Raw genomic sequence first — 26,370 nt, 5'->3', positions numbered from 1 at the left:
CTCATCAAAATCGGCAGGTTTAATCATCCACATGATAAGATCGTATCCATTGATAGAAATGGTAGAAAATTCTTTTTTGGAAGTCACATAATCACTTACATTTTGAGCTAAACGGTCATTGTCTTTGATACCTTTTACCAAATCACCAGATTTAGAACTATGTAAGGTATATTCTGGCGGAGCTATAGCGCTAGAATGGGTGTTGATGAAATATGTAAAATCAGCACTAAAAGACGCGCTGTTTGTACCATCAGCCTTAGTTAGACGTTTTTTATTCTTTCCATTGAGTTTAATAGAATAGACATCTCTATTAATGGACCCATTCTCAACAGACTGGTAATAAATCGTGTTTTCCTTTTCGTTAAAACCATAATATCGTGTCACTTCCCAATCACCATTAGTAACCTGATTGACTAATTCACCCTTTTTTGAATAGTGATAAATATGATTGTATCCATCTTTTTCACTCGTCCAGATAAAACTATTGTCTTTCAAAAAGGTGAGATTAAAGGTTACATCAATGTATGCCTTATCAGTTTCAGCCAATACCAAATCAGACGTATTGGATTTGGTATTTATCATCCATAGATCCAATTCGTTTTGATGACGATTCATGTACTGCGCACTTAAAACGTCAGCATCCTTTGTCCATTGAATTCTTGGTATATAAAAGTCAGTATATGCTTTACTCACCTTAACTTCAGAGAGTGTCTCAGAATTTAGATCATACACGTGCAATGAAACTTTTGAATTTGCTTCCCCAGCTTTTGGGTATTTAAATACTTGCTGTGTTTGGTATAGTCCTGATCCAAATACATCCATTGAAAATTCAGGAACATCAGTTTCATCAAATCGAATGAAAGCAATCTGATTGCTACCAGCGTTCCAATCAAAGGCTCTTACAAAGCTAAATTCTTCTTCATACACCCAGTCGGTAATGCCATTAATTATTTTGTTTTTTACACCATCGGTCGTGATTTGCTTAACAGCACCAGACTTTAAATCTTTAACGTAAAGGTTATTCTCAAAGCCATAAGCAATTTTGGACGCATCTGGAGAGAGTGTTGGTTCTTGCACTAAATCCTCAGATACTTTCGTAAGTACTTTAGCTGCAATATCATAAACATAGTACTCACCTAATCTTGAACGTCTAAAAACAGGTATCTCCTTGGTTGTTAAAATAACTTTAGATTCATCATCACTGAAGGTATAATTAAAAAAACCTTGAATTTCTGCTATCTCTGAGGAAGAAACTAAGGTTTTTACTTTTTCTAGTGTTTTATAATCGTAAATATCAATAGAGGTGATACCATTTTGCCTATCATAATTTAAAACAGAATATTGCTTTCCATTTTTCATGGAATGCAAGGCCTGCATACCTTCTGTTCTAAAGGCACCACTCCAAATATCTTGGAGTGTGATTTGCTTGTTTTGACAATAAATTAGGGAGGTGGTTAAAAAACCAATAACTGCAACGACGTGTCTGAATTTCATCTATTAGTACTTATTGTTTTTAATGGTCAGATCCTACCATTTTCTATTAATTTTGAAAATCTTTACAGGTGGCATTTCTTGTAAATCTTCTTTCAATAAAGCAAAGCCAAGTTTACTAAAAATTATGCAAAAAACAGATATTATTAACAGTAAATCGGCAATAATGAAAGAATATGCACACATTTTATGCCAATCCTAAGTATCTTTGCCATTAAAACACGATTAATCTATGCCTAACGCTATTTCTGGCTTTTCTAAATTCACAAAATCCGAAAAAATTGAGTGGCTTTTAGACACCTATTTTAATGACAAAAATGCCGCCAGAACACTCGTAACACAGTATTGGAACACCAATGAAAAGCTACAGAAGTTACATGATGAATTCATAGAAAACACCATAACCAATTACTATTTACCACTCGGTGTAGCACCCAACTTTTCAATCAATAATACATTGTATACCATTCCAATGGCTATTGAGGAAAGCTCTGTAGTTGCTGCTGCAAGTAAGGCTGCTAAATTTTGGTTAGAAAGAGGTGGATTTAAAACCAAGGTGTTATCTACTGAAAAAATTGGACAAGTTCATTTTACCTATGCTGGGCAATTTGAAGCTTTACAAGTATTTTTTGAATCTGTAAAACCTTTATTGATTTCTGAAAGTTCTAGCATCACCAAAAATATGGAAAAGCGTGGTGGTGGTATTTTAGATATCGAATTAAGAGACAGAACAAATTCACTAGAAAATTATTATCAATTGCATGCAACGTTTGAAACACTAGATGCAATGGGAGCTAATTTTATTAATTCGTGTCTAGAGCAATTTGCAAAAACATTAAAGCGTGAGGCAGAAGCGCATTTAGATGAAGAACTTGTTGTTGTTATGAGCATCTTATCTAATTATGTACCACAATGCCTTGTTCGTGCCGAAGTCTCTTGTCCAGTTTCAGAACTAGCAAGTAAGGATATTAAAAACCCTCAACTATTTGCAGCTAAGTTTAAACAAGCCGTAAATATTGCAGAGGTTGAACCTTTTAGAGCTGTGACGCATAATAAGGGTATCATGAATGGCATAGATGCTGTTGTACTCGCCACAGGAAATGACTTCAGAGCTGTTGAAGCTGGAGTACATGCTTACGCTGCAAGAAACGGACAATATGCTAGTCTAACACATTGCTCAGTTGAAAATAACACTTTTAAATTTTGGATTGAAATACCTTTAGCCTTAGGTACGGTTGGAGGTCTTACAAGTTTACACCCTCTAGTGAAATTTGCCTTAGAATTACTTGAAAAACCATCAGCAAAAGAACTCATGCAAATTGTTGCAGTTGCAGGACTTGCACAGAATTTTGCTGCAGTAAAATCCTTAACAACCACTGGTATTCAAGAAGGCCACATGAAGATGCACCTCATGAATATCTTAAATCAGTTTGAGGCTACAAGTCAAGAAAAAGCACAACTTATTGAACATTTTAAGACCAATGTTGTTACGCATAGTGCAGTTGTTGAAGCAATAGAAAAGTTAAGAGGCTAATGAAGACCTTTAGAAGTCATGGTAAACTTTTACTAACCAGCGAATATGTGGTTTTAGATGGTGCTAAAGCTTTGGCATTACCCACTAAATTTGGTCAAAGTCTTAGTATTTTACCCAATAATAAAGGAAACATATCATGGCAGAGTTATGATGAAAACAATGAGCTTTGGTTTGAGGCTATTTTACCTTTAAATTTAGATTTAGACGCTTCCGAAACTAAAGACGAAGTATCTACTAGACTCTTAGAAATCTTAACAGCAGCACAAAGACTTAATCCTGAATTCTTGAAGGGGTCCAATGGCCTTGAAATCAAGACAAATCAAGATTTTAACCGAAAATGGGGATTAGGAACGTCATCAACTTTAATAAATAATATTGCTACTTGGGCAAAAATTGATGCTTACCAACTTCTCGACTTAACTTTTGGTGGAAGTGGTTATGATGTAGCATGTGCACAGCACAATCATCCCATCACCTATCAGTTGGTGTCAGAAAACAGTCCTAAAGTAACTGAAGTTGTATTTAACCCACCTTTTAAAGATCAATTATATTTTATCTACCTCAACAAGAAACAAAACAGCAGAGAAGGTATTAAAACCTACAAAGCCTTGCGTCAGAATACTTCTAATTCATTAGAGGACTTTAATACTATAACTGAATCCTTGATCGACTGTCAGCACTTATCTGAATTTGAGGCGCTGGTAACTGAGCACGAGTCTCTGATTTCAGAATTGATAGAACAACCACCAATTAAATTTCAGTTATTTGAAGATTTTAATGGAGCTATTAAAAGTCTTGGTGCTTGGGGAGGAGATTTTATTCTCGCAACCTCAATTAACAACCCAAGAGATTACTTTAATTCGAAAGGATACGACACCATAATATCATATTCAGATATGATTAAATAAAAAAGGCCTTACTTCCGTAAGACCTTCATTATTATATTTCACAGTTAAATTAATAAACCGTTTTAGCTCTATTGTCTTCGATATCTGCAGCATTTTCTAGTGCTTGGAATACTTTACCTTGAACAGCTCCTCTCAGGGTTGAATTTAATCTATTCATTATAGACGTATAATTATCAAGTTCTGTAGCCTCAGTTATCTTAGTTACGGTAATAACATAAACCCCTTTTTGACCATCAATAGGTTTAGATGAAGCACCTTCTTGCAGACCAAATGACGCTCCAATTACTTTAGGCTCCGCACCTGCACCAGCTAAAGTTGTATTCTTTAAGGTTAAGGCTGCCGCAGTTCTTGGTGTCTGACCTTGATTTTTAGCAATCTCATCAACTGTAGACGCTGTGATTTTCTGACGAATCATTTGTGCTTTCTTTTCGTTTCTAATTTCTGGAACTGCCGTAATAGACGCATCTTCGATACTCATTAACCCTTCCTCATTCTTTTCTACAAGCTTTGCAACGATAAACCCTAATCCAGAAACGGGAAATCTTTTGTAATCACCAACTTCAGTACCCTCTTCAAAAGCCCAACGCACTACTTGTCTTTGGCTTCCAAGACCAGGAATATTTTCATCTAATTCTTTAAACGTCACAGGCTTAACCGTTAACTCATTTTCTTCAGCTAATGTATTAAAATCGCTGTCTTTAGCAGCAATTTCGAATTTAGAGACTTTATTAAATACATCCTGTAGAGTTTGATCAGATGGTTCTATCTCTCTTGCTACAGTAGCCACTTTAACGGCCTTATTAAAACTCTTTTGTTCTAATACTTCGATGATGTGATATCCAAACGAAGTACCAACAACATCAATGTCACCTACCTTATTTTCAAAGGAAAATGCTTTAAATTCTGGCGCCATACCTGCATTGTAAGCAAACTCTATTTCTCCATCATTTTCATTACTTACTTTGTCAGAAGATAATTCTAACAAATCCATAAAACGCTTACCCCCTTTAATTTGAGCAAGAATACTATCTGCTTTTCGCTTAGCTTCGTCTGGTGTAGCTGTTACATCAGGAGCTGCACTAGAAGCACCAGCAAATGGTACAAGAATGTGTCTTACATTAACGGTATCTGGCATTTGCTCAACAGCCATCATTTTTGATAACTTGAAATAGCCAGCATCTTTATATGGCCCGTAGTAATCGCCTACTTCAAGATTCATTATGCTATCTTTTGCCACTGCAGGTAATTGCCCTGCTCTCAAAAATGAATCATCATATTTTAGATCAGAATTCGCGTTTACAAAATCAGCAATATCTTTAGCATTAGTGAACCCTAACTCTGTTTCATTATTTCCACTGCTTTCATTATATACTTCACGATCTGCTTTAAGCGCATTTAAATCCGCAATGATAGCATCCTCGTCTGTCTTAGACGCTTCTTCTTTAAATTCCACATATACCACTTCTCTGTTAGCATCAGCTTTAAACTTATCTTCGTGGTTCTTCATATAAGCTCTTACATCTGACTCACTAACGTTGACTAAACTATCTGCTATGCTTGTGTAAGGTATTTGAACATACTTAATATTAACAGTCTTTGCATCCGCTAAATACTCATCTTTGGCCTCTGCAATAGTTGCGCCAACACCTGCTCTAAGCATACTATAATAGGATTGCTGCACAGCATTAGAAGCAATAGTTTGTTCATTATTAGACCAACTCTCATAGTTTACAAGGAAATTACCTAGTGGCGCCGCTTCACCTTTTAAATCTTTTAAATTAGCGATAAAGGCGTTTAAACGATTGACATCGAATGCACCGTTCTCATCTTGAAACTCAGGATACGATTGAAAACTATTTTTTAATAAATCTCTCATTTCATCCTTTTCAACAGATAAGCCTAATTTTTCATATTCACCATCCATGATGATGTTACGCAATTCCTCATTGTAAATCGTATTCATGGCTTGTGTTGAAGAAACTCTACCACCTACTCTATCTTGGTAATTCTTCACTTTTTGTTGAAAATCATTCCTATCAATGTCTGTTCCATTAATTGTAGCAACAACACCTTGATTACTTGCAAAAGCATTTGGATTATCAATTACACCCTGAATAACAAAAGCAAATAATGCCAATGCGATTACTAAGATTAAGATAAGTGATCTCTGTCTAATTTTGTTTAAAATTGCCATAGTCTATCGTTTCATGTAAATAAGTCTGCGAAAATAGTATTTTCTAATAAATAATAAAAGGTAAGTCACAGTTTTTGTGCGTGCTCAGAGTGTATTAATCTACTTCAAGTATTTTAAGCAGAACGATGTCAATCTTTGTTGAAGAAACTTCTTCGACAGTAAACTCAAAATTATCAATTAAGACGTCTTCATTTTCCTCAGGTATGCCTTCTGTTTCGTTTACAATTAGGCCACCTAAAGTCTCATAAGTTTCGCTCTCAGGAAGATTAAGTTTATAGGTTTCATTGATATAATCGACTTCTAATCGCGCTGAAAATCTATAGAGATTATTTTCTATTTTTTCTTCAACCATTTCAAGCGTATCGTGTTCATCTTCTATTTCACCAAATAGTTCTTCAACAATATCCTCAACAGTCATTAAACCTGATGTACCGCCATACTCATCTATAACAACTGCCAAACTCTGACGTTTTTTGGTAAGGATATTTAAAACATCTTTAATAAGGATTGTTTCAGGAACAAAACTTACGGGCATTACCATTGACTTAATACTTTTAGGTTTTTTAAACAGCTCAAAAGCGTGTATGTAGCCCAAGATATCATCAATACTATCCTTATAAACAATAATCTTCGTACGACCAGTTTCTATAAATAATTGACGTAAATTATCTATTGATTCAGAAATATCTACTGCAGAAATTTCTGTTCTTGGAACCATGACCTCACGCGCTTTTACATCGGAAAATTCTAAAGCGTTCTGAAAGATTTGAATTTCGCTATCCACCTCTTCGTGATCTTCAAAGGATTCCATCTGCTCGCTGATATAATTTCCTAAATCAACTTTGGTCATAGCTAGAACCACATCCTCACCTTTGGCTTTGAATAAATACTTCAGTATTGCGTCAGAAATCCAAAGCACTAAATCCGAAATCCACGTAAATATTAAATAAAAAATATAGGTAGGTAGGGCTAATACCTTGAGCAAAATGTTGGCATAAATTTGAAAGAAAACTTTAGGTAAAAACTCAGCTGTAATTAAAATTACTAGTGTAGAGATAATGGTTTGTGTTAGTAATTGAAAATCGGTTAACATTCTTGTTACAAAGGTATTATCCGTGACAATACCTTGAAACCAACGCACTAAAACATCACCCATTTTAAGACCATAAATCACCAAAGCAATATTATTACCAATAAGCATAGTAGCAATATACTTTGAAGGCTTTGCTGTGAGCTTGGTGAGTATTCTACCCAAAAAATCGTTTTGCTTCTTTTCTAACTCGATATGAATTTTGTTTGAAGAGACATAAGCAATCTCCATACCTGAAAAAAAGGCTGAAAGAATCAGTGTAGTTATAATAATGATTATATCTACTGACATAAATTATTCTTTACTACGTTCCTCAAACTTCTTAGCAAAGCGCTTTCTAAAAAAGAACATAAAAATCGCAAGGGCAACAAAGAATAAGGACATATAAGATCTGTTACGATCTATATTCCAGTTAGAGATAGCATCCCATAAAAACAAGCCTGCAAATATGATGTATGCGAATTGAAAAAATTTTAGAATTTTCATCTATCGGTTTATGTTTAAACCACAAAGATAGTTAATTATCAAGCTCAAAATCACCACCCATTTCAAGCATTTGAAAATTTTTGAAATCTTTATCTGAATCAAATCCGCTTCCATGCTGAGTAGACCCAAAAGCCCTTTTAAACAGCCAAGATTCGTTAGTAAAAACCCACTCCAACTTCTCATTATAGTAGAGTTGCTCGGTGTATAAAGTATCTTTTTGATGTGTTGCTATTCTAACATTGCCTCTCAAGTCTATGATATCAGTGTCAGAATAAAAAATAGCATACCGCGATGTGATTTTAGTCATCTTACCATCGTTGTCATACACCTTAAGTTCAATACCATCAGGAAACTCGGAAAAAGCAAAATCCCTATTTGAGTAGTCTAATAATTTTGGACTAATGAGATTTGCCTTAACTCTTACCGTATCATCCGTAAATTCGGTATATTTTAAATCTATATTTTCAGCTTCACCTATAGGTTGATTTTGAAGAATTCCAACCTTTTTAACATCGCTAAAATTATTTTCACACCCAAAAAACAAAGTCACAACGTATGCTGTGACTAAGTTTTTTATAATATGTGAAATTTTTAGTTTCATTAGATGCTCGGAACAGTTACCGAACGCCCGATCCAACAGCCGATTCTAATGCTCTGACCAGCGTTTCCTTCGTTAAAAATATCTGTTTTCGAGGGTGCACTAGCTCTATAGCTTGTTGCGGACCTTGCTGCAGCCGATCGTAATCGACCATCTATTCTACCAGCCTGCTCTGCAGTACTTGCTGCTAACCAGAATACAGCTCTCTTGTTAAAGTTAGAATCTCCACAGTTATTAGCACTCTTTGCGTACATCGCTGCAATTGCTATATAAGGCGAACCATCAGAAGGATTTAACTTCATAGATTCCATGTAATATTGTCTCGCTTGACCGTAGCTACCTTTGCTTTTTAGTTCATTAGCTAATTTTTTATAAAGTTTAGCCTTTTTTAAAGGATCTTGCTCAAGAGCAATTGTTTGATCAAAATACTTCTGCTCACCCGTTAAGATGTATAGGTAATAAGAAGTATCAGCACTTGGCTCGAGACTATTCTTTTGTTGCACTAATTTTAAGAACAACGGATCTTCCTTACAACCCTTAGTATACATTCTGTTCATAGCACGTTGTAACCAAACACCGTCTGTCTTTTTCTCTTCATAATTCTTTTCGTAAAGCGGTACTAACACATCACAAGTTGCTCTATCTCCAAGCTTTTTATCCATACTTGGTAAAATCTTAGTTTCAAAAGCGTCGATATAAGACTCATAACTCGACTTGTATTTAGCTTCTTTCTTAGACAATGTTTCACCAGCAGCCTCTTTTGCAGCATACTTGTTTAACTTAATGGTGTTACCTTCAATAATTGTCTGAATCATTTCATAAACATCATCATACTTATCGAACATATTTTGAGCGGGCATACTTCCTGCATCAAAAAGATCAACTGCTAATGAGAAGTATGTATATAATCCTTTGGCGTCTGTAAAGTTCTTAGCATCCTTTGTATAAGCTTCATTAAACATGTTATAAAGCTGCTCTGTAGACTTGTTAAGTTCCTTTTTATACTTATATGCCAAGTTAGCCTTGTCCGCTAACACCTCACCTAAATCATATTTAGAAGGAAAGTTTTCTCTACTTTGATCATACAAGAGCATTAAATCATTGATATGACCAACTTGTTCTGCTCCAGTTGAATTTTCAATCTTATGCTTAAGTATCTTCTCACCGTGTGCATAAATTGCCCTATTAAATTTCGGGCACTTGTTACGCACAATATTCCAAGGTTCGTATGCTTCATTATATCTTTTACTTTTCACATAACTATCAAAAATTGACAGGTTATTCATGCACTCTTCATCTTGCTGAGCAAAACTTATGTTAAGACCCACAAAAAAAGCTGCTAACAGTATTGTAATTCTCGTATTCATCTTGTAATTATATTAGCGTTAGTTATATTTTCTTTGTCTAAACCACCTAGAGTTTAGTGACAAACTTAAATTAAAGTTTACAAAATTTTCTTGAACTAGGTTATTATTTGTTGTTCCTCTGCGTCCAATTTCAAGTCCAAAATTAGCATTTGAAAATAAGGCGCGATTGCCAATCGGTAAACCTAGACCAAAAGATATGCCAAACTCTTTTATCGATTCGTTTTTAACGACTAACCCTGTATTGGCAAAATTAACTCCTGCCCTATAAACTACACGTTTAAAATAACCTGAAAACGCATCATAGTTAGGTATTAAGAAACCTCCAATTGCAAATTCAGAAGCATTCTCAAAGGTGGAAGTTTCGTTATTAAAAATAGGATTAGAGAAGCTACTGGTATTTTGGTATGTATACTCTGCACCGACGAACCATGATTTGGGATCACCAATACCTGCACCAAATGATAATCGAGATGGAATTGTTAATTCTGTATTTCTAAGTCCCTGCGCCTCTAGATCTTCTTCAAAGGTATTTACTACGCCTTCGGTATTTGTTGCAGTGTTGATTACGATAGCAGAAAACGACCGCTGATTTTCAGAACTTAAAGTACTCTGCGGCGCATAGGTAGCTGTTGCAGAAAGTTCTAACCTTTCAGTAATCATGGTTTTATAAGACAAGCCAAAATTTAAGTTTAAACCACTTAGATCAGATCTATTATCTTCTCTTGTTTGAAATTGTAACGGTTCTCCTTCTGAATTATATGCAAACTCTATTGCTGCATTTTGTATGTTTCCAAAGTTATAATTGATGTCAACTCCAATACCTAACTTTGGGGTTACTTGATATCCAAAACCAGCAAAGACCCTATTAACACCACCTTCTCCACTAAATCTATTTTGAATTATACCATCACCATCTATATCGTCCAGTTTATAGCCAACAGAAGTATACGGCAATAAACCAAATCCAAAACCAAATTTACCGATAGGAACAGAGAGTGCCAAGTAATCAAAAGTAGAATTACCTGTTTCAGCTTCACCGTTATCGCTTTTAAGTTTAGTATTAGAGAATGTCCCTGCAACTGTGAATTTTACGGGTCTACTTTCATTATCAAATGGAAAGCCTTCAACATTTTTCCCTACATACGACGCCGGATTTCTTAAATTAAAATGAACACTATCCAAATAAACACCCATACCACCCATACTTCGATTTTCCACAGTACCCTTAAATTTAAGACTACCAATTCCATAAAATGAATATGGTGATGCTGTTCCTTGCTGACCAAAAGCATTAAAACTTATAACAGCAATACAGATTATAATGAGGTTTTTAATCATTATTTTGAATTAAAATCTAGAATAAAATTCAAACCCTCCAATAGAAAATTTGAATTCGCAAATATGCTATTTTTTAATTGGTTTGACAAAAAATTGGCATCACCACCTGTTAAAATAACTGTTAAATCTTGATGATTTTCTCGATATTCATCAATTACCCCATCAATTTCCTTAATAACTCCCATAGTAACACCAGAATGTATTGAGGATTCTGTAGTATCGCCAGTAATGGTTTTAGGTTGGTCTTTTTCTAATAATGGTAAATTAGCTGTAAAATTATGAAGGGCTTCATAGCGCAATCTTATTCCCGGAGAAATAGCGCCTCCAAGATACTCGTTTTTATCTGTTACAAAGTCGTAGGTTATGCAGGTGCCTGCATCTATAATTAAAACATTGTTATCAGGAAACTGGTTTACCGATGCACTGACTAAAGCTATACGATCAACACCTAAAGTTTTTGGAGTTTGGTATAAGTTCTTAAATGGGAGCTTTGTGTTAATACTTAACTTTAACACCTCCAATTCATCATCAACATAATGGATTTGCTCATCGGTTAGTCGTCCTACTGAAGAAATAATACAGCAATCGATGTTTTTAAAATTTTCCCGTAGTGCTTTGTACCTTTTCTTAAATTTAAATAATTCAAAACTCTCCTTATGCAGAAGCGCGTTATTCTTAAAAACTGCAAACTTTACAAAGGAATTTCCAACATCAATTATAAGATTCATAGACAATTACTAATTCGCAAATTTATAAAATCAAATTTTACAACTTTATTTTTGGTAATACTAAAAATGAATATATATTTGCATCCGCTTATTTAAGCAACTGGTGCCTTAGCTCAGTTGGTAGAGCAAAGGACTGAAAATCCTTGTGTCCCTGGTTCGATTCCTGGAGGCACCACCATCAAAAAACCGATTCAAATGAATCGGTTTTTTTGGTTATAATACATTTTCTAAGGTTCTTGGTGAAACTAATTCTAGATACACTCTTTTATTGAAATGGGAAGATTTTCTGTAAACATTAAGAATTAACTTCGACAAAAAGCTTATCTTGATTTTTAGTATTAAAATTTAAAACATGTCGAAGACTTATTATGATCCTGCGGATCTTAGAAAATTTGGAAAAATTACCGAATGGAACGAAGAACTTGGTACCAAGTTTTTCGATTATTATGGAAAAGTTTTTGAAGAAGGTGCTTTAACAGCAAGAGAAAAATCATTGATTGCCTTAGCTGTTGCTCATACCGAACAATGCCCATATTGTATTGATGCCTACACTAAAGATGGTCTTCAACGCGGTGTAACCAAAGAAGAAATGATGGAGGCTATTCATGTTGGAGCTGCCATTAAAAGTGGTGCCACTTTAGTCCATGGAGTACAGATGATGAATAAAGTGAATAAATTAGACGGATAAACTCTCAAAAAAGAAAATTTAATGGCTACTAAGTCCTTAAAAAAGCGCGAAAGCGATTTAGCAAATAGCAACAGACAGCTCGAAATACTCTCTAATGGTATTTTTCAAAATGGTGAACTACCAACTTTTAAAGATAAAATTGCCGAGACTAACCAATTTCCTTTAAAGGCTAAAAAATTAGAGATCCTTCAAATCAATGTTGGGTATATGTGCAACCAAGTTTGCGATCATTGTCATGTGGATGCTGGTCCTGACCGCAAAGAAATTATGACCCGAAAAACCATGCAAATGTGTTTAGAAGTCATAAAAAATACAGGTGCGCATACGCTAGATCTCACAGGTGGAGCTCCAGAAATGAATCCTAATTTTAGATGGTTTGTAGAAGAAGCTGCAAAAGCTGGTATCAAGGACTTTATTGTACGTTCTAATTTAACGATCATTAGAGCTAATAAAAAGTATTATGATTTACCTGAGTTCTTTAAAAAACATAACGTACATGTTGTAAGTTCAATGCCTCATTGGACGCGTGGTAAAACCGACAAGCAACGTGGTGATGGTGTTTTTGATAAATCTATAAAAGCACTACAAGAGTTAAATACTGTGGGTTATGGTATGCCTGAAAGTGATTTACGTCTAGACTTGGTTTATAACCCTTCTGGTGCTTTTCTTCCTGGAGATCAAGCTTCAATGGAAAAAGACTTTAAAAAAGCATTAATGGAAGATTTCGAAATACAATTCCATAATCTGTTTGCTATAACCAATTTACCAATTAGCCGCTTTTTAGATTACCTGATTGCATCTGAAAATTATGAGGATTACATGTATCAATTGGTTGAGGCTTATAATCCATCTGCCGTTGCACATGTCATGTGTACCAATACCTTGTCCGTGAGTTGGGATGGCTATTTATATGATTGTGATTTTAACCAAATGCTAGAATTACCTGTAAATAGTAAAGTAAAGCACATTTCAGAATATAATGAAACGCTATTGGAAGGTAGAAATATTGTCATCTCTCAACATTGTTATGGGTGTACTGCTGGAGCTGGTAGTAGCTGCCAGGGAACAGTTGCTTAAAATACATCAAATGAAACAGTTTATCTTTTTTAGTGCACTTATCTTTTCATTTACGGTTACTGCTCAAGAATCAGTTTCTGAGCTATTAAAGAAATATAATTCGGAAAGCATACCCTATATTTCTGTTCAAGAGTTAGCTATGCCAAGTGAAGATGCTATTCTTTTAGACGCACGTGAATTAAAAGAGTTTGAGACCAGCCATTTAGAAGATGCCATCCATGTAGGCTATGATTTTTTTGATATTAAAAAAGTCACTGAAAAAATAACAGATAAATCAACTAGGATTGTAGTTTATTGTTCTCTTGGAATCCGATCTGAGGACGTTGCTGAAGAATTAAAAAAAGAAGGATTTACCGATGTTTACAATTTATTTGGTGGTATTTTTGAATGGAAAAATAACGACTTCACCGTAGTAGATACTAACGAAGAACCAACCGAAGATGTGCATACATTTTCTAAAAAATGGAGCCAATGGCTTCTAAAAGGACATAAAATTTATGACTGATGCCTTAGTAATTGTTTTTGTTAAAAATATAAAGCTTGGAACGGTAAAAACTAGGCTTGCAAAAACTATTGGTGATTATGGGGCTTTCGAAGTCTATACAGAATTGGTAAAGATTACTGAAAAAGCGACATCGGAATTAAAAGTTGATAAACGTATTTATTTCTCAAATGCTATTGTCGATTCACAATGGCAAGACAACTTTAAAGCTGTCCAAAATGGTTCGGATTTAGGAGAACGTATGTTAAATGCTTTTAAAGATGGCTTTAAAGACGGTTATAAACGCATTGTTTTAATAGGTTCTGACCTTCCAGACATAAGCTCAAAACATATTGAATGTGGTCTTCAAAAATTAAATGATAACCAGGTCGTTTTTGGACCAGCTGAAGATGGTGGCTATTATCTCATTGGCCTTTCAGAACTTGAGACCTGCGTCTTTGAAAACAAACCTTGGAGCCAATCTAATTTACTCGAAGTTACTCTGAATGAACTGAATCAAAAAGGCATTAAGACTGGTATTTTAAGCACCTTAAATGATATTGACACTTATGAAGATTTAATTGCTTCTGACTTTTACAAATCGAATCCAAAATTACAAGAAAAAATACAACAACTCAATGATTAAACAGATTACAGAGAGTACAGAATATTTACAAAGTAAAGGCTTTGATAGTCCTGAAATAGGCATAATTTTAGGAACAGGCTTAGGTCAACTCATAAACGAAGTTGAAGTTATCGCAGAAGCCAGTTACAATCATATTCCTAACTTCCCGACGGCTACTGTTGAGTTTCATAAAGGAAAACTAATTTATGGTCTGCTTGAAGGTAAAAAAGTCATTGTCATGCAAGGACGCTTTCATGTATATGAAGGATATACGTTGCAGGATGTTACCTTTCCTGTAAGGATCATGGAAAAGTTGGGTATAAAAACACTACTGGTGTCAAATGCTGCCGGCGCCATAAACTTAAATTTCAAAAAAGGAGAATTAATGTTAATTGATGATCATATCAATTTACAAGGAGGCTCTCCTTTAGCTTTTAAAGGTGTTGAACAACTAGGTGAGCGTTTCACAGACATGAGCGCTCCATACGATCCAGAGATTAATGCAACCATTAAAGCTATTGCCAAAACCAATGGCATAACGCTTCATAAGGGAGTATATGCTAGCGTTGTAGGACCACAACTCGAGACCAGAGCCGAATACCGAATGCTCAAAATAATTGGAGCTGATGCTGTTGGTATGAGTACTGTTCCGGAAATTATTGTTGCTAATCATTTAAAATTAAAGGTAGCAGCCGTGTCAGTTTTAACCGATGAATGCGACCCAGATCATTTAGAACCTGTAAACATTGCAGAAATTATTGCAATGGCTGCCAAGGCAGAACCAAATATGATAACCCTATTCAAAGAATTAATAAAAACGATTTAACATGAGCTACTTAGAAGCTACACACGATTTATATAAGAAAGCCGCTTTAACTCCAGATGTTGGTTTGTGCTGCACAACCAATCCTGTTTGGGAATTACCTGGATTAAAGATTCCTAAAATAATGCAAGAAATGAACTATGGTTGTGGATCTACAGTGCATGCGCGCGATTTAACTAACAACCCTAAAATGCTCTACGTTGGTGTTGGAGGAGGTATGGAATTATTACAATTCTCATATTTTAATCGTCAGAAAGGTGGTGTTGTAGGTGTCGACGTGGTAGATGAAATGCTTGAAGCATCAAGAAAAAACTTCAAAGAAGCTGAAGAACTGAATCCTTGGTTTAAAAGTGAGTTTGTAGATCTCAAAAAAGGGGATGCCTTGAATCTCCCAGTTGCCGATAATAGTATAGATGTGGCAGCTCAAAATTGTCTATTCAACATTTTTAAAGCCGATGATCTAAAGAAAGCCATTGCAGAAATGTATCGTGTCTTAAAACCTCACGGTCGTTTAGTCATGAGTGACCCGACATGTGAGCAACCAATGAATGATGCTTTGCGTAATGATGATCGCCTAAGAGCACTTTGCTTGAGTGGAAGCTTACCTATTGCTGAGTATATTAAGATGTTGACGGATGCCGGATTTGGAACTATTGAAATCCGTGCTCGAAAACCCTACAGAATTCTTGATCCAAAGAATTACGACACCGAAGAACTTATTTACATTGAATCTATTGAAGTTGCTGCTATAAAAGATCCTATGCCAGAGGATGGTCCATGTATTTTTACAGGTAAAGCTGCCATTTATTTTGGTGATGAAGACTATGTTGATGATAAAAAAGGACACATTTTACTTAAAAATCAGCCATTAGCTGTATGTGACAAAACAGCCGGAGCTCTAGCTGCATTAAATAGAGATGATATATTTATTAGCGCGTCTACTTGGCATTACGATGGTGGTGGATGTTGCTAATTAAAGTGAGTAATTTTGTAAATTAACCTTTTAGTAAAACCACTAAGAGGTTTCTTTTTATATGGATAAGTATATAGACATCATTGAAAATTCCTATTCCGGTTACTGGAATTACCTCAAGTATGAGCTTATTGACCTTAACCATTGGGATAATTATTTTTATGGTCTTATTGCCATTTCAATTCTTGTTTGGATTTTAGAAATCGCTTTCCCTTGGAGAAAAGAACAAGCCTTATTTCGTAAGGATTTTTGGTTGGATACGTTTTATATGTTCTTCAATTTTTTCCTACTTAATCTTATAGTTCTTATTGCCTTATCGAATACAGTTGCCGAATTATTGAATGATGCTCTTGGTGGTATAGGATTATCGCTATCGAGCTTTCAACTCTTTGATTCTAAAGATTTACCGAAGTGGTTAGGGCTACTCATTTTTTTCTTGGTGAATGATTTTGTACAGTGGAATACGCATCGACTATTGCACCGCGTTCCTTTTCTATGGAACTTTCACAAGGTTCACCATTCTGTTAAAGAAATGGGCTTTGCAGCACATCTAAGATACCATTGGATGGAGCCTGTTATCTACAATTCCATACGATATATTCCTCTAGCCATAATCGCTAACTATAGTTCGCAAGATGTGGCCATTGTTTATTTCTTTTCTATTGCAATAGGACATCTTAATCATGCCAATTTAGGCTGGGACTATGGATTCCTTAAATACATTTTTAATAATCCTAAAATGCACATCTGGCATCATGCCAAAGAATTGCCAGAACATGTAAGGTATGGTGTAAATTTTGGACTAACATTGAGTCTATGGGACTACATTTTTAAAACCAATTATATACCACATGATGGTAGAGATATTGAATTGGGGTTTGAAGGTGATGAACAGTTCCCTAAAGACTTTGTAAGCCAAGAATTATATCCACTAAAAAAATGAAGATTGCTCTTACTGCCATTTTAGCCATTTGCCTCCTCTCCTGTTCAGGTTCTAAAAAGGCAATTGAAAATAAAACAGATCAAAATAATGAGATTACCGAGTCAACTAAGAAAACTGAGGTAGTTGAAAACATTCTCTCAGACTCAGATGATGAGATTCAAGAAACGATTGAGATTGTGAATGAGCAAGGTAAAGTCATGAAACAAACCGATAGTCAAGACACAGTCGACGAATTACTAAATCAAAAAGAACAAGACAAACATCATCAAACCGATTCAAATTCATCTGATAACAATCATGAATTATGGAATGAACTATTGGGTAAACATGTTTCTATTAATGGTAATGTAGATTATAATGGTTTTAAGCAAGATTCTAAGGATCTTCAGAATTATATTTCCGCCTTACAAGCAGATTACTCTAGCATTAAAGAACATTCCAAAGCACAAAAACTAGCCTACTGGATTAACGTCTACAATGCCTTAACCATAGATTTGATCTTACGTAACTATCCTTTAAATAGCATAAAAGACATTAAAGACCCCTGGGATCAACGCCTTTGGAAGTTTAATGAGAAATGGCTTAACCTAAATGATATTGAACATAAAATCTTACGTAAAATGGATGAGCCAAGACTTCATTTTGCTATTGTGTGTGCGTCGGAATCATGTCCAAAACTTCTGAATAAGGCATACTCAGCCAACAATCTTGATGAACAATTAACCATTGCCACAAAAGACTTTCTTTCAGACGCATCTAAAAATGAACTTTCAGAGAACAGCATTAAACTCTCAAAAATCTTTAAATGGTTTGCCAAAGACTTCAAAACTGATGGAAGTCTCATAGAATTTTTAAATCAGTACTCGGATATCACAATAGCAGAGAATGCGAAAAAGAGCTATAAGGAGTATAGCTGGGAGCTGAATGATTAAGCCTTAAATCAATTTAAAAGTAGTATGATAAGTATAATTATTCCAGTATTAAATGAGTCCAAAATGATTGGAAACTTGCTGGAACACTTATCTAAAAATACTACTGTTAAAAATATCAGTGACATCATTGTAGTAGATGGTGGAAGCACAGATGACACACAAAAAATAGTATCGGAATTCATTGCTAATAACGATTCTACGGACTCGCAAAACGAATTACTTCATTCTAAAAATACTGAGGTTATTGATCGCCGAGTTGTCAATAAAGTAAGCGCTTTAAATGTCCAATTAATACATTCTGAAAGAGGTCGTGCCAAACAAATGAATTCTGGGGCGAGAGAAGCCAAAGGCAATATTCTTTACTTTCTGCATGCTGATGCATTTCCACCTAAAGATTTTGATCAGGCCATAATAAATGAGGTAAAAAAAGGCAATGATGCCGGCTGTTTTAGAATGCAATTTAACAGTACGCATTGGTGGCTGCGATTAGCAAGTTGGTTAACCCAATTTCCATGGCGTGCATGCCGAGGCGGAGATCAAAGTCAGTTTATTACTAAAGCCTTATTTGAAGAAATTGGTGGATTTGATGAGCGCTACGTGATTTATGAGGATAATATTTTAATTAATGAATTATATGAACGTAAAGAGTTTGTGGTGATTAATAAAAAGATTAGGACCTCAGCAAGACTCTACAAAAAAGTAGGAATCTGGAAATTACAATACCATTTTTGGGCGATCTATGTGAAACGCTGGTTTGGTGCTTCAGCTGAAGAGATGTTAGAGTACTATAAAAAACACATCCGCTAAGCTCTACTTATTTCTACCCATTTCATTAGGATACAAGATTGGTAAAGTATCACTCTGAAAGACTTCTTTAGAATTTATATCTAAAGCCGATAGCGATCCTGTAAAGGCCGCTCCAGTATCTACATTCCAAACATTAATAGCATTCATTGGCTGGTATTTGTGATAATTTAATGTTGGTGTATGCCCAATGTAAATTTCCTTATAATGCTTAAGTCGATTTGGATATAATTCTGACTTCCTTGCAATGCGTTTATCCATAGTTAAAGCCATTTCCCATAATGTACGGTCAAAATAAAAGGTTTCTCTATGCGTTTCGCGCTCTACTCCGTGCATTGAGGTAAATCCTGCATGTACAAAAAGCCGTTGTTCTTCATCGATGTGATATACTGGCATGGTTTCAAAAAAATCAAGGTGACGCTGTTTGGTCTCATCAGAATAGCCTTCGTAACTTTCGATGGTCTCTTTGCCTCCATGTAAATACCAGATGTCATTTACCGTTCCATCAGCCAGCCATTGTTCACACCAGATATCATGATTCCCTTTTATAAAAACACATGAGTTAGACTCTGATAGTTCAATTAATCGATCCATAACTTGGGCAGACTCACTCCAGCCATCAACATAATCTCCCATAAAAATAAGTTTATCAGAATCAGTAACATTTGCTCGTTCTAAAACTTGAGTAAGTGCTCTAAGGCCACCATGAATATCTCCTATTGCTAATGTGCGCATATGAATTGGCTTTAGCTACAAAGCTAACCGAAATAACAGAAATGCCTCAATTTGAAGTTTAAATTAGGGTTAAAAATACTGCCCTATTCCAAATACAAATCCTTGGGTTGAATCTGGTGTTATCCCAATCCCATAATCAATTCTAAAAATGGCATTGAATATTTTTTTATGAATAAAACGTAAACCGAAACCAGGATATACTCGCAGGTTTTGAGCATCTGCAAAATCACCTAAATCACCCCGTGGATTTCTCCAGCTTCCTGCATCTACAAAGGCATTGCCTTGCAAGGCAAACCAGCCCTTTTCATAGAGAGTATGCCTATATTCCGTATTAACAACAATAGCAGCAGTACCTCTATCTATAAGATTTCCTACACCTCGTATGTTTAAGTTATTATCTACAGCAAACGGTGCAAATGGAGTATCGTCATTTGTAGAAATTCCTAGGCGTATTCTACTGGCCCAATTTCCTTTTTTACCCACACGTTCATAATATTGAAAGTCATTCCAACCAATTAAAAAATCTGGTAATTGTTCTTCGTCTCTCGAATGCACATACTGAAAATTAAAAATACTTCTAAATCCTTCTACGTATTGGTAGTCGTAGTTTAGATTATTGTATTCGTAGATGAATTTATACAATAGCTTATCTACTTTAAGTTCTTGTGGCACATTAGGACTAGTGGCGCCAGATTTATACTGATAATCCTCAGTAAAAAAGTTAACACCTAATTCTATACGATTGGTAAAATTAAAGCGATACAAACCAAGCACCTCAAACGATCTGTTATTATAGCGATAGTCTGCGGTTGTATTATTAAAAAACACAGGTTCTTGAGTTGTTAAGTCTTGGTAATTTATAGCTAAACCTAATTTTCTTGAAAATAAAAATGGCGCTCTAAAATTAAAGGCATAGGAATCATAAATATCCTTTTGGTAAAAGCCACCAAAGGTGATGTTTTGACCAAATAAATTAAACTCGTATAATCCTAAACGGTACGCAAATTCATCATCATTGGTGGTGTAAACGTTTGCTGAAGGAATAATGGTGAAATTTTCTTCGATATTATAAAACACATTGTACTCATTTTCCTTTTCTGCTGGAAAAACTTGGTAGTACGCATGCGCAATGGATGGTAAGCGCTTAAGCAGTTTTATATCTTCCTCAATCACCGAAGAATCTAAGGCTACTCCAGACTTTATAAAAGACATCTTTTTTATAAATGATGTTTTAAGTTTTTTATTGCCCTGTACTTTAAGGTCAGTAACTTTATTCTGAGCATAACTAATACTGCTAAAAAGAACTAAAAATAAAATTAGGATTTGTTTCATTTAATGGTTATTCCTAAACTTTATCGTGCCCTAGGAATAACCTTACGAATTCCTAAAACTATTATTCAGTCTTGTAGTAAGCTCTAATTTCGTTTTCAGCAGGTTTGTTTTGAGGAGTAAACATTGGATTGTCGTTGCCCCCTACCTTTTCATGGCTATGAAACCATTTCCAAACAAATCCACCAGCAAACCAAGGTTCTTTCCAAAAAGTCTCAAACAACGCTTTTGTTGTATTGACCTGAGCTTGAAGATTTACATCACGTAGATTATGATCAGACACCCAAGGTTGCCTTCCTGCAAAGTCAAGACTCCTATAACCGTACTCTGTAAAGAGTACTGGCTTGGCATATTGATCTGATAAGGTCTTAATTACTGGTTTATGTTTTTTCCAACCCTCAAGACAGTCTTTCAAAGTTGGTGTTTGCAAGTCACTTACTGGAAAATAGGCATCTACACCAATATAATCGAGCTGATTCCAAAACGGAGTGCGTTTAAACTCATCCCAATTGGCCGCATAGGTGAGTTTGCCTTTATAAGTTTCTTTAATTTTATGTATTAGAGCCGTCCAATACTCTGGGCGATGTTTTACAAATTGCTCTAGTTCTGTACCAATGCATAATATCTCTGCCTTGACATCTTGAGCCAAGTTAGCATATTCCATTATAAAGTTTGTGTAAGAACCCTCTAAAGCCTTCCAATTGTCTTCAGTTGTCATTTTAATGTATCCCGTAAACTCACCTCGCCAAACCCAAATCTGAGGCTTAACCATGATTTTAATATTGGACTTTCTGAGCTCTTCGATATACTGTTTAGCCCCTGCTCTAGTTTCCCCAAACCACTGTCTTTTGGTATTATGAACAATTTCAGGATGTTCTAAATTCTTAATAAAACCAAAGGGCATTATTGCCGCATAATTAGCATTAACCTCGATCACAGGCTTTACATGCGTTGAATCAATACGATCCCTAGAAGCAACAAAGCTTACTCCATTAATTTTATCTTCCTGGCCATTGCAAGAGGATAACATCATTGAAATAAGCAATAAAAAAAGGCACTTAAACCATTTCACACCAAATAAATTAAGTGCCTAAATTATATAAATCTTAGAATAAAGCTCTTAAACCTATATTAAAAGTTTGCCCCAAGCCTGTATCGTTACCACGCACAAAGTTTGAATATAAAAACTCTAAATTAAACTCATCTGTAAGCTGATACTTAGCACCACCACCAAGAATAGTAGCATCTTGCTCAAAACCGTCAGTATTGAACGAAATTAATTGTAAATGCTGTACTAATCCTAAAATGGTGAACTTTGAACTTGGAAAATAACTTACAAATGCACCTGGTAATAAGCGTAAGCTATTAGTAGCGAAACTCCCTTCTTTAGGTAAATTATATTCTGTGTTTAACTCCGTAAATAATTGCCACTTACCATCAGCAAAACTGTAATCGTAAAAGAAACGGTTTTGGAATATAAACCCATTCTGATCTAAGAACACTCCTTGTTCAGACTCTTGATCAACTAATGGAATATGCAAAGCGGATTGTATGGTAAAGTTGCCAACACTCTTAATTGGATTAAACTTAATGGCTGGCGCTAAAGATGTGAATCCAGAACGTGCTGATCCTGCCTCGCCATCAAATGAAAAAACATCAAAAGCATCTCTTCCGCCAATAACATTAGATCTAAACTCTAAAAGTAAACCTACATTAACACGTCTGCTATCGGATACTCCAGTAAAAATATCTACAGTCGAGGTAAAGAATGTGTTTCTTGGCACATCACCTTCATTCCCATCAAAAGTCGCTCTTGTTTCGGTATATAAATTATTGAACCATTTAATATCCCATTGTCCTTTTATAAGTAAAATAGAAGGTGTAAATTCTTGAATCACACTTTTCTGAGAATCCTCATCGTATTGTGCGAATCCTATAAATGATAATAGCATAGCTATTACGAGTAACCTGATTTTTTTCATCATCGCCCTATTTGATTGTTTGCTAATTCTTATTGTTTATTTAAGTTCCAGTTATAAGTAAAATAACTCAACTTATAATTGTCTGGAATTTGCTGTGTTCGATATTGATTAATAAATTCAATTTCACTTATACCATTCATGGTGAAATCCTCTTTGTACCACTTCATAATCTCAGAGGCTTCCACTCTCTTTTTCTTAGTGTTTACCCTTAAAAAAGTACCATTTAAGGCAATTTTAGTTTGGGCATCCAACTGTTTATTTAAAGTTTCTGGCATATAGGCCTCACTAATTAATGGAGGACACCCAAGAGCTCCACACACTAATACAAAATGAAATCTAGCATCTTTAAATTGCGCCCTTAATAATTTGTGTTCAATATCATTAAGTGTGATAGATTTTCCCGCTAAATTGTAAGTGGTCTTATCAAAAAACCCAGCATTATCTAGTGGCGATTTTGTAGGATAATGATCTATAATTCCTTTGATGACTGAAAGATTGTAAGCATTAATCCAAAAGGCTTGGTAATTATCTGCATCTGAAACATCAACCGAAATTCCTTGAGCGATTTTTAAAAGTTCATCAAGGCTCGATTGTTCTTTATGAATCGCCCTATAATCTACTTTACCATCATTAACATGGGTTTGTAAAAAAGTATTTATTTTTGAGAAGAATGTCGAAAGATTCTGAGTATTTACACTCATCGACATTAAGAAAACCATCATATATACCAAGCATTTCATGTTTATCTAAATTTTGATTAACGGCACTTATGTCGCATACAATTTGGTTGACTTACAAGATTTTTAAAAGAATTTTGACGTCTGTATTTCATTTAAAACCTTACAGCTTGGATTTTAATTTAAATCCTTTCTAAATTGAACGCAGCAATTAAGTTCTTACCTTTAAGTTCGACAGACCAATCACTAACAATCAAATTTTATGGAACACATTGTTATCATCGGTAATGGTATTTCTGGTGTTACACTAGCCAGACATATCCGAAAGCTCTCTGATAAAAAAATCACCATTGTTTCTGCTGAGACCGATTACTTTTTCTCGCGTACTGCATTAATGTATGTTTACATGGGCCATATGAAATTCGAACATACACAGCCTTATGAAAATTGGTTCTGGCAGAAGAATCACATTGATCTTAAAAAAGGGTATGTAGAAAACATCGAAACAAGTACAAAACGCTTACACTTCTCGTCTGGAGAACTGTTAGCTTATGACAAGCTTGTCATAGCCACTGGCAGCAAGCCTAATAAATTTGGTTGGCCTGGACAAGATTTGGATGGTGTTATGGGCATGTATCACAAGCAAGATTTGGAGAATCTTGAAAAGCATGCACCTAATAAAGCAGTCTGTAAACGCGCTGTTATTGTTGGTGGTGGACTTATAGGTATAGAACTGGCCGAAATGCTAAATAGCCGCAGTATTCCTGTAACCTTTTTAGTTCGTGAATCGAGCTTTTGGAATGGAGTTTTACCCAAAGGAGAAAGCGCCATGATCAACAGGCATATTAAAAATCATCACATAGATTTAAGATTATCTACCAACCTAAAAGAGATTGTCTCTGATGAAAACGGTAAAGTTAAATCCGTAATTATCGAAGAGACTGGTGAAGAAATTCCATGCAATGTCGTTGGCTTAACCGCAGGAGTCTCACCAAACATCGATTTTATTAAAGATTCTAACATAGAAACAGGTCGTGGTGTAAAGGTGAACCGTTATTTAGAAACTAATATCCCAGATGTGTATGCCATTGGTGATTGTGCAGAACAACATGAAGCGATTGGTAACCGAAGACCTATTGAAGCTGTTTGGTATACTGGTAGAATGATGGGCGAAACTTTAGCGCAAACTATATGTGGAAATCGCATACCATACAATCCTGGTCATTGGTTTAACTCAGCAAAATTTATGGATATCGAATACCAAACTTATGGTTGGGTATTTGGAAGTAAAGGTCGACCGGACTATGAAGAACACTTTCATTGGAAACACGAAGACGACACCAAATGTATTACAGTAGCCTATCATAAAACTACCAATGAATTTTTAGGCATCAACACCTTTGGCATAAGAATGCGTCATGAAACTTTTGATCGATGGTTAAACGAAAAACGCGATGTTCACTATGTGATTGAACATTTACCTGAAGCCAACTTTGACCCAGAATTTTATTTAAGATTTGAAAACGACATTTTAAAAGCCTTCTCTCAGAAATTACAAACCACATATAATGAGCAATAAATTAAATCATAGCATGTCTTTGGCTCGACCAGATGCTTTAGATATAACTACAAAACAAAAGGTAGCATTAGGACTTGGAATTATTGGGTTGTTTATTATGACCTTAGCACTTTTCAATACTAATTTCCCGAATGAAGGTTTGTTCTTAACCCTATCCCTTGGTCTCATAATTATAGGCACAGTAATCTACTCTAGAGAAGCATATATACATAAATTAGAAGGTATCAAAAATGACGGCGTCTGGTTTAAATCTGTATCCGCAAGAGGAGTTTGGGGCTGGATATTAGGTGTAATTTTAACGGCTTTTTACATCGTATTATACTTTTATCCGCAATACTTAGGGTTAGGAAAAGATGGTGCTGAAAACACCGGATTAATACATTTATTTGATCCATTGAGTCAACTATTAAGTGGTAGAAATGCCAGCCAATGGTTTGTGTACGGAACCCTATATACCATAGCTATTTTAGCCTTTGGGTACAAGTTTATATTAAAATACAGGCACAATCGCTACCAACAAATACGAACTATCTCTGTAATGTTCTTTCAATTGGCTTTTGCGTTCTTAATTCCAGAATTTATGTATGTGATGAATAATGACCTCCCATACTACGATCTTAAAAGCATTTGGCCATTGAACTATTATATTTTTGACCAATGGTCGGTGAAAGCATTTCTGTCTAATGGTAACATTGGGTTAGCCCTCATTTTATTTGGAATTGTTTCCATTTTTGTCATCACGCCAATTTTAACTTACAAATATGGTAAACGCTGGTACTGTTCTTGGGTTTGCGGTTGTGGTGGATTAGCGGAAACTGTTGGAGATCCATTTAGACAATTATCATCCAAAAAACAATCTGCTTGGAAATTAGAACGCTGGTTAATTCATACTGATTTAGTCTTTTCGGTTGTTATGACAACCGCTATGGTCTATACCTATTTAGGCTACAGCAGTAACGATTTTTGGTTAACACGTGGTGTGTTCATT

General features: G+C 35.2%; 26 protein-coding genes and 1 tRNA gene. 14 read left to right on the top strand and 13 right to left on the bottom strand.

All coding sequences use genetic code 11. The annotated features are described in order from the left end of the window. A partial coding sequence (locus HRU49_RS09395) for a DPP IV N-terminal domain-containing protein (RefSeq protein WP_296356482.1) occupies positions 1-1,494 on the bottom strand: 1,494 nt, incomplete at its 3' end. A gap of 229 nt (positions 1,495-1,723) precedes the next feature. On the opposite strand from HRU49_RS09395, the gene HRU49_RS09390 reads away from it, so the two are divergent. Next, positions 1,724-3,025 carry a hydroxymethylglutaryl-CoA reductase, degradative gene (locus HRU49_RS09390; RefSeq protein WP_296356480.1) on the top strand — a complete coding sequence of 434 codons (1,302 nt, stop codon included), beginning with the start codon at positions 1,724-1,726 and terminating at the stop codon, positions 3,023-3,025. Further along, positions 3,025-3,933 carry a GYDIA family GHMP kinase gene (locus tag HRU49_RS09385; RefSeq protein WP_296356478.1) on the top strand — a complete coding sequence of 303 codons (909 nt, stop codon included), beginning with the start codon at positions 3,025-3,027 and terminating at the stop codon, positions 3,931-3,933. Before HRU49_RS09390 ends, HRU49_RS09385 begins: the two co-directional genes overlap by 1 nt. Before the next feature lie 49 nt (positions 3,934-3,982). On the opposite strand, the gene HRU49_RS09380 is transcribed toward HRU49_RS09385, so the two are convergent. The 7 genes from HRU49_RS09380 to HRU49_RS09350 all read right to left on the bottom strand — a co-directional run bounded on the left by HRU49_RS09380 (position 3,983) and on the right by HRU49_RS09350 (position 11,734). Further along, on the bottom strand, positions 3,983-6,127 hold the full coding sequence (locus HRU49_RS09380) for a peptidylprolyl isomerase (protein WP_296356476.1): 2,145 nt from the start codon (positions 6,125-6,127) through the stop codon (positions 3,983-3,985). A 94-nt stretch (positions 6,128-6,221) separates the two neighbouring features. Continuing rightward, positions 6,222-7,508, bottom strand: coding sequence for a hemolysin family protein (locus tag HRU49_RS09375; RefSeq protein ID WP_296356474.1), 1,287 nt, complete (start codon positions 7,506-7,508; stop codon positions 6,222-6,224). A gap of 3 nt (positions 7,509-7,511) precedes the next feature. Then, positions 7,512-7,703, bottom strand: coding sequence for a hypothetical protein (locus HRU49_RS09370; RefSeq protein WP_296356472.1), 192 nt, complete (start codon positions 7,701-7,703; stop codon positions 7,512-7,514). Positions 7,704-7,734: 31 nt separating this feature from the next. After that, the gene (gene lptC, locus HRU49_RS09365; RefSeq protein ID WP_296356470.1) at positions 7,735-8,304 is read right to left on the bottom strand and encodes an LPS export ABC transporter periplasmic protein LptC; all 570 of its coding nucleotides are present in this window, start codon (positions 8,302-8,304) and stop codon (positions 7,735-7,737) included. Continuing rightward, positions 8,304-9,668, bottom strand: coding sequence for a hypothetical protein (locus HRU49_RS09360; protein WP_296356468.1), 1,365 nt, complete (start codon positions 9,666-9,668; stop codon positions 8,304-8,306). Before HRU49_RS09360 ends, lptC begins: the two co-directional genes overlap by 1 nt. Before the next feature lie 18 nt (positions 9,669-9,686). Beyond that, a complete protein-coding gene (locus HRU49_RS09355; RefSeq protein ID WP_296356466.1) occupies positions 9,687-11,006 on the bottom strand; it encodes a hypothetical protein in 1,320 nt (439 codons plus the stop codon). Next, on the bottom strand, positions 11,006-11,734 hold the full coding sequence (locus HRU49_RS09350) for a type III pantothenate kinase (protein WP_296356464.1): 729 nt from the start codon (positions 11,732-11,734) through the stop codon (positions 11,006-11,008). Before HRU49_RS09350 ends, HRU49_RS09355 begins: the two co-directional genes overlap by 1 nt. A 102-nt stretch (positions 11,735-11,836) precedes the next feature. On the opposite strand from HRU49_RS09350, the gene HRU49_RS09345 reads away from it, so the two are divergent. From HRU49_RS09345 to HRU49_RS09300, 10 genes are all read left to right on the top strand, one after another. Then, positions 11,837-11,912: transfer RNA gene (locus tag HRU49_RS09345), tRNA-Phe, on the top strand. A 174-nt stretch (positions 11,913-12,086) separates the two neighbouring features. After that, the gene (locus tag HRU49_RS09340) at positions 12,087-12,422 is read left to right on the top strand and encodes an arsenosugar biosynthesis-associated peroxidase-like protein (protein WP_296356461.1); all 336 of its coding nucleotides are present in this window, start codon (positions 12,087-12,089) and stop codon (positions 12,420-12,422) included. A gap of 21 nt (positions 12,423-12,443) precedes the next feature. Further along, positions 12,444-13,499, top strand: coding sequence for an arsenosugar biosynthesis radical SAM (seleno)protein ArsS (arsS, locus tag HRU49_RS09335; protein WP_296356459.1), 1,056 nt, complete (start codon positions 12,444-12,446; stop codon positions 13,497-13,499). 10 nt (positions 13,500-13,509) lie between these two features. Further along, positions 13,510-14,004, top strand: coding sequence for a rhodanese-like domain-containing protein (locus HRU49_RS09330; protein WP_296356457.1), 495 nt, complete (start codon positions 13,510-13,512; stop codon positions 14,002-14,004). Further along, complete coding sequence (locus HRU49_RS09325) at positions 13,997-14,626, top strand: TIGR04282 family arsenosugar biosynthesis glycosyltransferase (RefSeq protein ID WP_296356455.1); 630 nt, start codon at positions 13,997-13,999, stop codon at positions 14,624-14,626. Before HRU49_RS09330 ends, HRU49_RS09325 begins: the two co-directional genes overlap by 8 nt. After that, positions 14,619-15,431 carry a purine-nucleoside phosphorylase gene (locus HRU49_RS09320; protein ID WP_296356453.1) on the top strand — a complete coding sequence of 271 codons (813 nt, stop codon included), beginning with the start codon at positions 14,619-14,621 and terminating at the stop codon, positions 15,429-15,431. The genes HRU49_RS09325 and HRU49_RS09320 overlap by 8 nt, the downstream gene beginning before the upstream one ends. A 1-nt stretch (position 15,432) precedes the next feature. Then, complete coding sequence (gene arsM / locus HRU49_RS09315; protein ID WP_296356451.1) at positions 15,433-16,401, top strand: arsenosugar biosynthesis arsenite methyltransferase ArsM; 969 nt, start codon at positions 15,433-15,435, stop codon at positions 16,399-16,401. Between the two features lie 61 nt (positions 16,402-16,462). Next, positions 16,463-17,344 carry a sterol desaturase family protein gene (locus tag HRU49_RS09310; protein WP_296356450.1) on the top strand — a complete coding sequence of 294 codons (882 nt, stop codon included), beginning with the start codon at positions 16,463-16,465 and terminating at the stop codon, positions 17,342-17,344. Continuing rightward, positions 17,341-18,276: a DUF547 domain-containing protein gene (locus tag HRU49_RS09305; RefSeq protein ID WP_296356447.1), complete on the top strand. Its 936-nt coding sequence runs from the start codon at positions 17,341-17,343 to the stop codon at positions 18,274-18,276. The genes HRU49_RS09310 and HRU49_RS09305 overlap by 4 nt, the downstream gene beginning before the upstream one ends. A 24-nt stretch (positions 18,277-18,300) precedes the next feature. Further along, the gene (locus HRU49_RS09300; protein WP_296356445.1) at positions 18,301-19,083 is read left to right on the top strand and encodes a TIGR04283 family arsenosugar biosynthesis glycosyltransferase; all 783 of its coding nucleotides are present in this window, start codon (positions 18,301-18,303) and stop codon (positions 19,081-19,083) included. A gap of 3 nt (positions 19,084-19,086) precedes the next feature. Here the strand turns inward: HRU49_RS09300 and HRU49_RS09295 are convergent, their stop codons facing one another. From HRU49_RS09295 to HRU49_RS09275, 5 genes are all read right to left on the bottom strand, one after another. Beyond that, positions 19,087-19,815, bottom strand: a complete 729-nt coding sequence (locus tag HRU49_RS09295) for a metallophosphoesterase family protein (protein WP_296356443.1) — start codon at positions 19,813-19,815, stop codon at positions 19,087-19,089. Between the two features lie 69 nt (positions 19,816-19,884). After that, the gene (locus HRU49_RS09290; protein WP_296356441.1) at positions 19,885-21,147 is read right to left on the bottom strand and encodes an outer membrane protein assembly factor; all 1,263 of its coding nucleotides are present in this window, start codon (positions 21,145-21,147) and stop codon (positions 19,885-19,887) included. Between the two features lie 61 nt (positions 21,148-21,208). Continuing rightward, positions 21,209-22,177, bottom strand: a complete 969-nt coding sequence (locus HRU49_RS09285) for a glycoside hydrolase (protein WP_296356439.1) — start codon at positions 22,175-22,177, stop codon at positions 21,209-21,211. A 73-nt stretch (positions 22,178-22,250) separates the two neighbouring features. After that, on the bottom strand, positions 22,251-23,126 hold the full coding sequence (locus HRU49_RS09280; RefSeq protein ID WP_296356437.1) for a hypothetical protein: 876 nt from the start codon (positions 23,124-23,126) through the stop codon (positions 22,251-22,253). Positions 23,127-23,155: 29 nt separating this feature from the next. Further along, positions 23,156-23,866 carry a DUF547 domain-containing protein gene (locus tag HRU49_RS09275; RefSeq protein ID WP_296356435.1) on the bottom strand — a complete coding sequence of 237 codons (711 nt, stop codon included), beginning with the start codon at positions 23,864-23,866 and terminating at the stop codon, positions 23,156-23,158. 199 nt (positions 23,867-24,065) lie between these two features. Here HRU49_RS09275 and HRU49_RS09270 point away from each other — a divergent pair, with 199 nt between their 5' ends. Together HRU49_RS09270 and HRU49_RS09265 are read left to right on the top strand one after the other, a co-directional pair. Then, entirely contained in the window at positions 24,066-25,382 is a 1,317-nt protein-coding gene (locus HRU49_RS09270; protein ID WP_296356433.1) for an FAD-dependent oxidoreductase, read from the top strand. Then, the coding region (locus tag HRU49_RS09265) for a 4Fe-4S binding protein (protein WP_296356431.1) at positions 25,372-26,370 on the top strand (999 nt) is incomplete at its 3' end. The genes HRU49_RS09270 and HRU49_RS09265, both read left to right, overlap by 11 nt.

It is taken from the genome of Winogradskyella sp., assembly GCF_013213975.1.
Taxonomy (GTDB): domain Bacteria; phylum Bacteroidota; class Bacteroidia; order Flavobacteriales; family Flavobacteriaceae; genus Winogradskyella.
The sequence above is the reverse complement of the archived record's forward strand: the minus strand, read 5'-3'. Positions and strand labels throughout refer to the sequence as shown.